General features: G+C 39.4%; 13 protein-coding genes. 9 read left to right on the top strand and 4 right to left on the bottom strand.

Annotated features, from left to right (window positions below; all coding sequences use genetic code 11):
* Positions 1–474 (top strand): GNAT family N-acetyltransferase, encoded by a 474-nt coding sequence (locus CFK37_RS04610; protein WP_089060781.1) that lies wholly within the window; start codon positions 1–3, stop codon positions 472–474.
* Positions 475–581: 107 nt separating this feature from the next.
* Positions 582–929, top strand: a complete 348-nt coding sequence (gene ytxJ, locus CFK37_RS04605; RefSeq protein ID WP_089060780.1) for a bacillithiol system redox-active protein YtxJ — start codon at positions 582–584, stop codon at positions 927–929.
* 55 nt (positions 930–984) lie between these two features.
* On the opposite strand, the gene CFK37_RS04600 is transcribed toward ytxJ, so the two are convergent.
* Positions 985–1332, bottom strand: coding sequence for an ASCH domain-containing protein (locus CFK37_RS04600; protein WP_089060779.1), 348 nt, complete (start codon positions 1330–1332; stop codon positions 985–987).
* Between the two features lie 156 nt (positions 1333–1488).
* On the opposite strand from CFK37_RS04600, the gene CFK37_RS04595 reads away from it, so the two are divergent.
* From CFK37_RS04595 to CFK37_RS04585, 3 genes are all read left to right on the top strand, one after another.
* The gene (locus CFK37_RS04595) at positions 1489–2322 is read left to right on the top strand and encodes an STAS domain-containing protein (protein ID WP_089060778.1); all 834 of its coding nucleotides are present in this window, start codon (positions 1489–1491) and stop codon (positions 2320–2322) included.
* 266 nt (positions 2323–2588) lie between these two features.
* The gene (locus CFK37_RS04590) at positions 2589–4136 is read left to right on the top strand and encodes a BCCT family transporter (protein ID WP_089060777.1); all 1548 of its coding nucleotides are present in this window, start codon (positions 2589–2591) and stop codon (positions 4134–4136) included.
* A 138-nt stretch (positions 4137–4274) separates the two neighbouring features.
* Positions 4275–5093: a squalene/phytoene synthase family protein gene (locus CFK37_RS04585; protein WP_245837316.1), complete on the top strand. Its 819-nt coding sequence runs from the start codon at positions 4275–4277 to the stop codon at positions 5091–5093.
* Between the two features lie 43 nt (positions 5094–5136).
* On the opposite strand, the gene CFK37_RS04580 is transcribed toward CFK37_RS04585, so the two are convergent.
* Both CFK37_RS04580 and CFK37_RS04575 read right to left on the bottom strand, forming a co-directional pair.
* Positions 5137–5322, bottom strand: a complete 186-nt coding sequence (locus tag CFK37_RS04580) for a hypothetical protein (protein ID WP_089060776.1) — start codon at positions 5320–5322, stop codon at positions 5137–5139.
* A gap of 127 nt (positions 5323–5449) precedes the next feature.
* Entirely contained in the window at positions 5450–5866 is a 417-nt protein-coding gene (locus tag CFK37_RS04575) for a hypothetical protein (protein WP_089060775.1), read from the bottom strand.
* A 237-nt stretch (positions 5867–6103) separates the two neighbouring features.
* Here CFK37_RS04575 and CFK37_RS04570 point away from each other — a divergent pair, with 237 nt between their 5' ends.
* Positions 6104–6841 (top strand): MerR family transcriptional regulator, encoded by a 738-nt coding sequence (locus tag CFK37_RS04570; RefSeq protein ID WP_089060774.1) that lies wholly within the window; start codon positions 6104–6106, stop codon positions 6839–6841.
* A gap of 74 nt (positions 6842–6915) precedes the next feature.
* Here CFK37_RS04570 and CFK37_RS04565 read toward each other — a convergent pair whose 3' ends face one another.
* The gene (locus CFK37_RS04565; RefSeq protein WP_089060773.1) at positions 6916–7584 is read right to left on the bottom strand and encodes a haloacid dehalogenase type II; all 669 of its coding nucleotides are present in this window, start codon (positions 7582–7584) and stop codon (positions 6916–6918) included.
* A gap of 111 nt (positions 7585–7695) precedes the next feature.
* On the opposite strand from CFK37_RS04565, the gene CFK37_RS04560 reads away from it, so the two are divergent.
* The 3 genes from CFK37_RS04560 (at position 7696) to CFK37_RS04550 (ending at position 12518) form a co-directional block, all read left to right on the top strand.
* A complete protein-coding gene (locus CFK37_RS04560) occupies positions 7696–8163 on the top strand; it encodes a GNAT family N-acetyltransferase (RefSeq protein ID WP_089060772.1) in 468 nt (155 codons plus the stop codon).
* Between the two features lie 168 nt (positions 8164–8331).
* Entirely contained in the window at positions 8332–8610 is a 279-nt protein-coding gene (locus CFK37_RS04555) for a hypothetical protein (protein WP_089060771.1), read from the top strand.
* A gap of 206 nt (positions 8611–8816) precedes the next feature.
* Positions 8817–12518, top strand: coding sequence for a 5'-nucleotidase C-terminal domain-containing protein (locus CFK37_RS04550; protein ID WP_089060770.1), 3702 nt, complete (start codon positions 8817–8819; stop codon positions 12516–12518).
* The last annotated feature ends 98 nt before the right edge of the window (positions 12519–12616 follow it).

The following is a 12616-nucleotide window of genomic DNA, read 5'->3' as shown; positions in this document are numbered from 1 at the left end:
ATGCAAAACAAAGACTCAGAACAAGTACTGGCAATTTTTCAAGAAGGAATAGATACGGGAAATGCCACATTTGAAAAGGAGACACCTACGTGGGCAAAGTGGGATCATGAACATATTACATCATGCCGATTAGTTGCTCGGGTTGACGATCAGGTGATAGGTTGGGCTGCGTTAAGCCCAACCTCTTCGCGTGAGGCTTATACTGGTGTTGCTGAGGTAAGCATTTATTTACGAATCAATCGTGCTGGAGGGGGTGTAGGCAGTAAACTTTTACACGCTATCATTGAAGAAAGCGAACTTAATGGATTTTGGACATTAAAATCCGGAATTTTTCCAGAAAATAAAGCTAGCATCGCATTACATAAAAAGTATGGATTCCGTGTATTGGGAACCCAAGAACGCATTGGTATGATGAATGGTGTATGGCGGGACGTTGTACAGATGGAGCGGCGGAGTGAGGTTGTTGGGGTATAGACAACTGTTTCCAATTGATAACAATGCTCAGAGTTCTACATGGTAAAAAGTACACACCCCAAGTGTTGAAGAGTTTTAAATATTTTTCTACGAGGGAGGAAACAATTATGGCTGAATTAAAAGAACTACAAACAACAGAGGAATTGGAACAAATGTGGCAAGGCTCATCAAAAAAGCCAATCATCCTGTTCAAGCATAGTACAACATGTCCAATTAGTGCAGGAGCGATTAGCCAATACCAGACTTTTATAGAAAGCTCCGAGGCGGATGTTGATTGTTTTTTGGTAAAGGTTATTGAGGACAGGAATGTGTCAAATCAGATAGAAACAATGGCAAATGTAAAACATGAATCACCACAAATTTTTCTGGTATCAAATAAAGAGGTAGTCTGGCATACTTCTCATTCAAAAATAACAGCTGACAGTATTAGAGAAGGCTTAAAAAAGATAATGTGAAAAAACGGGTGAGACTGCTAAAAGTCTTTGCCCGTTTTTTGTTTGTTTCATCATATTATTTCACTGGGCCGAATTCGTGTACCCACACTTCCATATCTTTTGCCCACGGCATCCCGGGGTGTTTAGAAAGAATGGAGTTTTTATATGCTTCCAGATTTGGATATCCTTCTTTATTTGCATCTTTATCGGTTATTTCCCCAAGTGTTTGGACATATACTTTTTCCACAACAAACTGATGGTTTTCGAGTTCCATAATTTCTCCAACATCGGCATACCTGCCGTTTCGGCGAGTGGCTGTCTTTTGGCCATTTATAACCTTTTCAACATCTTGCGGAACCGTAACAAGCTTTTCAATAGAACATGTTTTTGGAGGTAATTCGCTATTATGGTTTTGATCTGTCATGTAAATTCCGCCTTCCGATAATAGTAAACTATATCTAATCTATAGTATAAATCAAAATCAACTTTTTGTAACCTAACAGCCATTGGCAGTAGTGACAGGCGTTATCAAGTCATAGTATAATATTGGTATTAAGATAAACATTAAGGTGGCGTCGAGATGTCGGTGAATAGGGAATCGCTTGTAAATGAAATAAAGTTGGTTGGAACTAAACTTAATGAACAGAAGTATGATATTGCCCGTGAACTTGCCGATAATCAGGATAATGATTCAGAACAGGCACTTGAGATTCGTGCGGACATTGTTCAAATTATTGCTGATTCATTTTCACATGATAATGAAAGTGTGCTAAATCGAATTACAAATTGGGGCCGGATGACCGGAGAACAAGCGATTGCATATGGTGTTGATTTAGACGAATCACTAAAAAGCATCTCAAGTGTGCGACAGATAATGTGGCGGAAGGTAGAAGAAATCGTAAAAACAAATAACTTGTCAATCGAGGCTGTTTTTGAAATAACCCGACAATTCGACCCGTTATTGGACCAAGCCGTATATGCTTACAGTACGGCCTATGTTAAATCGTACAAAGAAATTTTGGGTGAAGCACAGGAAAAGTTTCTAACCCTATCAGCCCCTGTAGTACCAATCCTTGATGGATTTGCCGTTTTACCAATAATTGGTGGTATTGATACAATTCGTGCTGATGTTTTATTAGATACAGCGATGCGTGAATCCGCCAAACAGGAATTATCCCATTTATTTATTGATCTCTCAGGTGTTGCTGTTGTGGACACGATGGTAGCACATTATATCTTTAAGATTATACAATCATTGGAGTTGGTCGGGGTAAAGGCTGTTCTTGCCGGCATTCGTCCGGAGGTTGCGCAAACCATGGTAACATTAGGAATTAACTTTTCGGAAGTAAAGACTTACAGTACAATGCAACAAGCATTATCTAAACATATTGTTTCAGAAAACATCATTAAATAATTCATGATAAAAAAGCTATCCAACTCCTTTAAATTGAATAGAGTGGATAGTTTTTTTTATTCGGTACATACCAATAACAATTAATAAATAATCACAACTTTTCATTCTGATCAAAGTTGACGATATAGATGATCATCACTATAATAAAAACTTATGTGAATCAAACGGGCAAGCTGACAAGCTTTTTTAGTCAGAGTTTATGATAACTATACAAAACTTAAAGCGATAGTTTAGACACTTGTTCCTAACCAATTAGGAGGAAAAACGTGCTAGACAACAAAAAGGTTAAATTGGACTTTACAGTATTTCTTGTAAGTGGAGGTGTTTTAATATTATTTATTGTACTATCGTTCTTCAATAGTACGATGGTTGATGATGCGATTACAAAGTTATTTGGTATATCCGCTGATTTATTTGGTGCATATTGGCAGCTGTTATTACTTGGGAACTTTATCATTGGCTTGTTTTTGGCCTTTTCGAAATACGGAAAGGTCCGGCTTGGTAACCAGGCAGAACCCAAATATAGTTATTATAAATGGGTCGCTATGATACTTTGTACATTACTTGCAAGTGGCGGTATATTCTGGGCAGCAGCTGGACCATTGTACCATTACATGGATACTCCGCCATTATTCGGTGGTGGATCAGGTAATATCCCGGCAGCCTTCGCTCAATCATTTATGCACTGGGGATTCTTGGCATGGGCAATTTTGGGAACCCTTGCTACGATTGTTGTCATGTATGTTCATTATGGTAAAGGGTATCCTTTGCGTCCCAGAGCAATCCTGTATCCCATTTTTGGTGAGAAAATATATAAAAAGAGTATTCTTGGTTCCGTGGCTGATATTGTCTCTATTATCGCTACTGTTGCTGGAACACTTGGGCCATTAGGATTCATTGGATTACAAATATCGTATGGTCTTAATTATCTGTTTGATGTTCCAAATACTGTAACAGTCAGTATTATTGTAGTCATCGTCTTAGTGGGAATTGCTGCAGTATCCGCTGCAACAGGAGTGGACAAAGGTATTTTGATGCTAAGTCGCATCAATATTGGCATGACGATTGTCTTAGGGGTTATTCTGCTTGTCGTAGGCCCCACCTTGTTTATTATTGATGCATTTGTGAGCGGCACGGGTTTCCGTTTACAGCACTTTTTTACGATGAGTTTATATCGGGGAGATAAGGAATGGCTTGGGTCATGGCTCGTCTTCTTCTGGGGATGGTTTATTGGCTATGCTCCAATGCTGATTATTTTTATATCCCGAATTTCCCGCGGGCGAACTATTAAAGATTTGATTATTGCTGTATCGATCGTAGCACCTTTAGTTAGTAATTTCTGGTTCTCGATTGTAGGTGGAACAGGTGTATTTTTCGAAACAAAGAATCCAGGCTCTGTTTCAACTGCTTTAAGCGAGGCGGGAATGCCCGCTGCAGTGATGGCAATTACTGATCAGCTTCCATTTGGAGTGATTATGGCGGTAGCATTTCTTCTAGTATCAGTCGCATTTGTTGCAACGACAGCGGATACTATGTCTTACACAGTCGCGGCAACATTGAGCGGCAATGACCATCCACAGCGATGGCTTCGGGTTTTCTGGGCGGTTATCTTTGGACTAACGACGGTAGTGATTCTTACAATAGGTGAGAACAGCATTGCCTCCATTCAAAATTCGATTGTTATCACAGCGGTTCCAGTATCGATACTGTTACTGCCCCCATTGTGGTTAGCACCGAGGATAGCCAAAGAGATGGCATTGGAGCAAGGGATTGTATGGGATAGAAAACATATAAAACCGCAACCGAAAGAATAATATTAAAAATTTTACCAAGTTTCGGCGGCGTGCTGAAACTTGGTCTCGCTTTATCAGCAAAAATATAATTTGTGTAAATTTATTGCATAATTTGTTATACTTAACTGTACCTCGTAGTTTACGAAGGAGGATAACAAGTTGAGAAATGGAACAAAATTGCAAAAAGATGCGATGCACATATTAAAGCTTACAAGCAGAACATTTTACGTGCCAATTACTCTTTTAAAGCCAACATTAAAAGAGACAGTTGCTTCTGCGTATTTGTGTATGCGGGCAATTGATGAAATAGAAGACCATGAATCGCTCGACGCAAAAACGAAACAGTATTTACTGCAATCGACTAGTGATCTTTTAAAAAATGAATTTGACAATCATGCATATCAAGATCTGGTTACTCCGTATAAAGATAAGCTTCCCGAAGTATCGTTACGACTTGGTGACTGGATTACTTTCTGCCCAGATGGAATCACGAAAAAAATAACTGATTCAACAAGTGAAATGGCAGCAGGAATGGCCAAATGGGTCGAACAGGACTGGCGCATAGAAAGTAAGGAAGATTTGGATGATTATACATATTACGTGGCTGGTTTAGTCGGTGTTATGCTTTCTGATATATGGGAATGGTATGATGGAACAAAGACTGACCGGAACCTGGCTATTGCGTACGGAAGGGGCCTTCAAACTGTCAATATCCTGCGCAATCAGGAAGAGGACCAGGAGCGTGGCGTAAGTTTTATTCCGAATGACTGGAGCCGTGACGATTTATTTGTGTATAGCCGACAGAACTTAAATTTGGCGGACGAATATATAAAAGACATCAAAACGCGAAACATCCTTCTATTCTGCAGAATTCCTTTGGCGTTAGCAAAACGTACACTTAAAGCATTAAAAAGCGGCCGGGAAAAAATCTCACGGAATGAAGTGGAAACCATTGTTGATGAAATTAAAAACCAATAGGTAAAAAGAAAGCACAGCATACAGGGCTGTGCTTTCCTTTTACCTATTTCCCTAGCAGGGCTCTGACTCCTAAATATAACAGGACCAGGCCAAATACAATAATGGCTATGGAACCAATTATTTGGAAAAAGCTAGCCAATCCTGCGGTAATAAATGATGATGTTGGAATATTAGCCAACGCAAACCCTGCCAAAATACATGCTAAATACAGTAAAGTTAGATGATTCATATACATCTCCCTCATTTTATAGATAAGAAACAAAAGTCTGTCTAGCCCCACCGTCCAGCGATTATTCGACTTCCGTCACCTGCGTGGGCACAGTTCATACGTCGCTATCGGACGCTCTATGCTTTACTTAATAACACTGAAAGGATTGAACTCTGTTTAAATCAACCCCGTAGTATACCCATCGATAACCGGTCCACCTAAATCCTGAGATGGAGCGTCTACCAACAAATACTGGAAAAAACCAAAAGGATTCCCGATACAACCATATATACGTAAAACGGTAAAGACACCCCTGGATTGCACCAGGGTCAACAGCAAAAGTTTGAAATTGCGGTTGAGTGGGTGTGAAGGAAGGGGGCGGGGAAGTTGGTGCGCCAACCGGCTGGCCCCCTCCAGGTGATGGCCCGCCTCCAGGGAATGGGGGGCCAGGCTGTCCACCACTGCCTGGAGGAAAACCCTGCTGCCCTCCAAAAAAATCAGTTAGAAAATCAGAAATGTTGAACTGTCTTTCTTTATTATTTGACCGTTTGTTATTCACTTTAATCTCCCTCCTCTGTGTACGTCCTCCATATACTATATGGTGGTTCGTCTAGAGTGGGAATCATATTTTATTTAAAGATCAGATAGTATAAACAAAAATTTTCCTAGCCACACAGCCCAGAAGCTGCCGTCATAAGCAATGGACACTGCGACCGTCAAACCCATGTTGAACTTTTTTTATTACTGTTGACTCTAACGTTACGTGATACTATATAGTAATTATTGAAGGGAGGTTACTACTTTGAAAGTCAAAGAGGTTGCTGATTTAGTTGGAATTAGTGTGCGCACACTGCATCATTATGATGAAATAGGTTTATTAACTCCTGAGGATACAACTGAATCGGGTTATCGATTATATTCACAACGTAATCTATCCACCTTACAACAAATATTTTTTTTTAAAGAACTTGGCTTCCCTTTGAAAAAAATCAAGGAAATCATGGAAAGTCCCGGCTTTAATCGGAACGAAGCACTAGAGGTGCAGCGAAATATGCTTCTAGAAAAGCGAAAGAGAATGGATGCCATGATCACGATGATTGATAAAACTATTCAAGATTCGAAAAGAGAACTAGTTATGAGTGAAAAAGAAAAGTTTGCCGGTTTTGATTTCAGCAATAACCCTTATGAACAAGAGGCTCGTGAACGGTGGGGTGACAAAGCAATCGATGAGTCGAATGCCAGAATCAATAATATGTCAAAGGATGAACAAAAATTGCTTGGTAAAGAATTTGATGCGATTTATAATAAGCTGGCAAAGCTGCGTAATCAATCACCTGAATCGGCAGAGGCACAGGCAGCTATAGAAGAATGGTTTGTTTATTTAAATAAAATGGGGGATTATTCCCTTGATGTCTTCAAGGGACTTGGTCAAATGTATGTGGATGATGAACGTTTCACCAAAAATATCGATAAATATGGTGCGGGGTTAGCCGAATTTATGCGCGATGCAATGGCCGTATATGCAGACAATAAAAAGTAGCTTAAGTTAAAACTATTTAAAAGGTGGCAGTGTTTAGTAACACCGCCACCTTTTTTTCGTTCAAGTAAACAAAGTTAATTATTCCATTCCAAAATGCCTGTTAAATTGCTGTATACCTTGTCAGGATACAGATTCAGCCCCTCCATCGGCAAATGTTGGCGGTTGATCCATGCGGTGTGAAACCCATAATTCTTAGCACCGCAAATATCCCAGCCATTCGAAGACATAAATAAAACTTCTTCTGGCTTAACACCTAATTTTTTTGCAGCATAATCATAGGAACGGGGGGAGGGTTTAAAGGTTTTTACCTCATCAACACTAATAACATGATGGAACCTATTTTGCAGATTTGATTGCTCAATTAATGGATCAAGCATGTCAAGCGATCCATTTGAAAAGACCGCCAGTTGTTTGTTTTTTAGTTTTTGCAGTACACCCTCGATTTCATCATAAACCGTAAGTTGAAAGTATGCTTTTAATAATGTATCTTCAGAAGTAGCATTCAGTTCCTCATCATGATTTGTAACTGCATAGCGGAGCGCATCCTTAGTGATCGAGAAAAACGTTTCATAATTTCCCATAATTTCCCGCAAATTAGCGTATTCAAGCTGCTTTTTACGCCAAGTGCGACTAATTTGGTCACCTTTACCGGGGAAAAGCTGGTTACACTTTGCCACCACAGAATGAACATCAAACAGTGTTCCATAGACGTCGAATACAAATGCTTTTATGTTTATTTTCATACCAAATACTCCTAACATTCAGGTTGTAATTGTTTTTGCTTTTCCCTGACTAAAGGTTCAATAAACGTTATTATATGGTAGACTTATGCAAAAAAGGGGGGGAGAGTAGTTATGTGTGAAAAGTTAAACGCTTGTAATCAACTTGTGGCACAGGATATTTTAAACATACAACTACTTGCTTATAAAATAGAAGCTGAGCTGATCGGGTTTGATGGAATACCGCAATTAAACGATACAGTGGAATCGATTATGGCCAGTAAGGAAACATTTATTGGTTATAATCGCAGCGGGAAACTAGCCGGATTCATTTCTTATCAGGTCTCAGGTAATGAACTGGATATTTGCAGACTTGTTGTCCACCCTGATTGTTTCCGAATGGGCACTGCCAATAGTTTGTTAAAATATATAATGAATAAATATAAATACAGCATCATAGATCGCTATACCGTTAGCACCGGTTCAAAAAATGTTCCAGCAATAAGGTTGTATAAACAATTTGGTTTCATCCCTTATCAGGAGATAGAAATTTCTAAAGGTATATCTATTTGTTTACTTGCAAAAGAAAAGACCCAAGCATAATGAACGCTTGAGCCCCACTTTTTGGTGAACATATTGTACTCTTTTATAAAAAACATCATATCTTAATAAAGAGAACCTGATGGAAGGAAAACCCAATTAATTGAATTTTGTAACTAGTATTTTGAAATTTCATGGTTTATAATTGTAAATTAAGGGGGTATTTACGAGGTGGAAGCAAAATTAGATGCTATATTAAGATCCTTAGAAGGTTTAAGGAAAGAGCAGGACGGATTTGAAAAGAAACTTGAATCATTTGAAGGAAAACTGAACAACTTCAAATCAAGGATGAACGAATTTGAATCAAAAATTGAAAGCTTAGATAGAAAACTGGATAACTTTATGGTGGAAACAGGAAATGGCTATAAGTTTGTTAAATTGGATAGACATAAGGCGCTTTATGAAATGATAGGCCATCGAAACCAAAACCATATATATCGCCATCATTAACTAATCACTACCTCATACAACTTCAGATATTACTCGCTTAGGACTTATTAACTGTTTTTTTAAAATATACTCCAATCTAGTAATAATTAACTATAAATTCACAAAAATTAAATTGTATCCTTCTATTAAATATGCCATATTAATAGTGTGCCGTGCTCGTATTTTAGCGGGATATGGTACAAATATTATTTAATTGGAGGGTACTGATGAAGAATTCGACTGTTAAGAAGATGTTTAATCTATTTCTTATTTTTACACTTGTTTTTATGAATTATACTGCAATTTTAGCATCTCCTGTATCGGCTGAAAGTAACGAAATAGCAGCAGAGGATCTGTTTATTTCTGAGTACGTGGAAGGAAGTTCATATAATAAAGCAATTGAAATTTATAATGGAACGGGTACGGAGATAGATCTATCAAACTATCAGGTAGAGTTATACAGTAATGGCGCCGCTGAGGCTAGTCAATCCGTAACGCTTTCAGGAACATTGCAGCATGGTGAGGTATTTGTCATAGCGCATAAAAACGCCGATCCCGCCATACTGGCTGAAGCAGACTTACAAGATTCATCTGTCGTTAATTTTAATGGTGATGATGTGGTTGTTTTAAAAAAAGGCAATGCAACACTTGATGTGTTTGGTGAAGTCGGAACAGACAGTGACTTTGCCAAAGATGTTACACAAGTAAGAAAGCCATCCATAACCAAACCAAATGAAGCATATGACGACACAGAGTGGACAGAATATGGAGCAGATACATTTGCGTATCTTGGTTCACATACAATGGATGGGGTGGACCAGGAAGATCCACCGGATGAACCAGACCCGGATGCAGAAAAGTATACCATTGATGGAGCACGGGATTTAAATGACGGAACTGCTGTTATCGTGGAAGGGATCGTAACAGTTGATAGTACTGCAATAAGTAATGGTGCCCAATTTACTACCTACATACAAGACGAAACTGGCGGCATCAATGTGTTTGCATTTGAAAAGGGGTCCATCCCAGATGTGGCAAAAGGGGATAAGATAAAAGTAACTGGTGAGTTAGACACTTACAATGGTTTAAAAGAGGTCGTTCCAAGTTCGATTGAGGTGTTGGAGCAAGGGCAGCCCTTACCCGCAGCGCAGGAAATTAGCCTGGCAGATCTACAGGATCAGGCAGTAGCGGAAGCGTATGAAGGGGAGCTGGTTCACCTTACAGGGTTTATTAATAATATTCCTACATCTCCTGCCGGTGGCGGTTATAATATATCAGTAGTTGATGCAGACTTTAATGGCACGACATTGAGAGTGATGGAAGGTTCTCTTGATCTTACAAAAATTGAGTCAGACAAGTGGTATGATATCACCGCAATCGTTAGTCAGTATGATGCTTATCAGCTTATTCCTACAGAACAGGCTGATATTAAATTAGCAAAGGAGCAGCCTGAACCACCTTCTGCTGCAGGAGTATATGAATCTACTGTTGATCATGTAACAGATGGCGATACGATTCATTTGGAATCACCTGTACTTGGAGGTACTAAGGTGCGTTTCCTAAATATCGATACTCCGGAAACCTATACAGCACATAATGATGACCCGACCCGGGATGAAATTAATCAAAATCAGAAAGCATTAGGTGAAGAGGCAAAGGCATATATGAATGAATTGCTTCAACCTGGTGATAAAGTGTGGGTTAAAATTGGTGAAGAGCCAACTGATCAATATGGCAGATTACTGGCGGAAATAATTCGTAAGGAAGACGGTGTCAATATTAACGTGGAAATGGTGCGTCAAGGATATGCCGTAACCTATTTTATTGCGCCATTCGACGAGGAGGTTTATCCAGCCTATCAAAATGCAGTTAAGGAAGCAAAGAGCGCTGGACTTGGTATCTGGGACGACGAAAATCCGTTATTAGAATTACCATTTGTCTTCCGGGCGAATGATGATCAAAAAGGTTTTTCCAAATATGTGGGGAATTCGGACACGATGAAGTATGTTTTGCCGGATGACTATGCTGATGTTCCGGTAGAAAACCGAGTGTTTTTCTGGGATGAGCAAGCAGCGCGGGATTATGGTTACACGTATATTGACGACGGAGAAGAAAATCTGGATAACCTTAAGGTACAATTATTAAGCATGAATGATTTACACGGAAAAATAGACCAGCAATATGAGTTAGACCCGAACGGTGATGGAACATTTGAAACATATGGAAAAATGGATTATGTTGCGGGAGCAATTGAGGTCCGTGAACAAACAAACCCAAACACTTTAATAGTCCATGCGGGCGATATGATTGGTGGAAGCTCACCAGTTTCCGGTCTTTTGCAGGATGAACCAACCGTTGAGATTATGGAGGAAATTGGCTTTGACGTTGGGACAGTCGGTAATCATGAGTTTGACGAAGGCACAGACGAATTATTGCGTATGGTAAATGGAGGAGAGCATCCTGATGGTCTTGGAACGGAAAACTATGACGGGATGAATTTTCCAGTACTGTGTGCAAACTGTGTGTATAAAGATACCAATGAAACTTTTTTGCCTCCATATTATGTAAAAGAGGTGGACGGAGAAAAGATTGGCTTCGTTGGTGTGATAACGCAAGAAGCAGCTGGTATGGTAATGCCTGCTGGTATTCAGGATATAGCATTCACTGATTCTACAGAAGCTGTTAATGAGGCCGTTGGTGAGCTGCAAGCACAAGATGTTGAATCAATTGTCCTGTTAGCACATATTCCAGCTGAACAGTCGGGAGCAAGCGCAACTGGACAGGCAGCTGATTTAGCGAATGAAGTAAATGATGAAGTAGATGTTATTTTTGCAGCACACAATCACAAGGTAGTTGACGGGGTTGTTGACAATAAATTAATCGTACAGGCTTATGAATATGGAAAAGCTTTTGCAGATGTCGACGTAGAAATTGATCGTGCAACAGGTGACATCGTGAAAAAAGAAGCGGAAGTTGTGTATGTTAATCAGAGTCAGGTGACACCTGATCCGGCTGTGACCGCTATCTTAGAAAAGTATTCTGAACAAATTGCGCCGATTATGAATGAAGTGTTGGGTTACAATGCAACTGATTTAACTGGTGACTATTCCAATAATGGCGATCACGGTCTAGGTAATTTAATTGCAGATGGAATGAAGGCAGCGATGGACAGTGATTTTGCCATGATGAATGGTGGAGGAATACGTGCTGATTTACTTGCAGGCGACGTTACATGGGGTGATTTGTACAACATCCAGCCATTTGGCAATACATTAATGAAATTTGAAATAAAAGGTGCAGACCTTTACCCGATCATTCAAGCTCAATTATCACCAAAATATGGACCAGATTACAGTATAAGCGGATTCCATTATACCTGGGATCCAGAAACTTCCGAGGTTGTCGATGTGACAATGCCTGACGGGACCCCAGTTGATATGGATAAAACCTATACATTAACAGTAAACAATTTTATGGGCACCTCAACAGGCTCCAAATATGCACCAATCAGCGAGCTTGGCACAAATCCTGAAATGGGACCGTCTGATTTGGATGCTACAGTCGACTTTGTGGAAGGTTTAAATAGTTCAGAAGCAAATCCAATTGAATACGGACCAGAGGGGCGAATTACAATTGCTTCTGATGAATCGGATGAGGAAGAGCAATCAGAGGTTATTGTTACACCAAAGCAAAATAATGGTACTGCTACGGTTCATACAAAAGACTTAGAAGCTCTTGAATCAGGCGTGCGCGTGATCATTAATATTCAAAATGACAAAAAGCCGCGCAGATTGTTACTGAATAAAAGGCAGGTTGATATTTTGAAAGAAAAAGAAGTTACCTTAGTTGTGGAAAATGATGTGACATCAAAGACATTTGTGATGGCAGAAATGCCAAGCCGTGTATTGAAGGTTAGTTTAGAAAACTAAAATTGATTATCTGATGGGATTCAGCATGTGTGCTGGGTCCCATTTTTTGAGTATGTTTTGGTTGTGTTGTTCGATATTTTTTAAATTATTTGTTCCAT

Origin of the sequence: Virgibacillus phasianinus (assembly GCF_002216775.1) — a bacterium.
Taxonomy (GTDB): domain Bacteria; phylum Bacillota; class Bacilli; order Bacillales; family Amphibacillaceae; genus Virgibacillus_F; species Virgibacillus_F phasianinus.
Note: the sequence above shows the minus strand (reverse complement) of the source record. Positions and strands in the feature narration are given on the sequence as shown.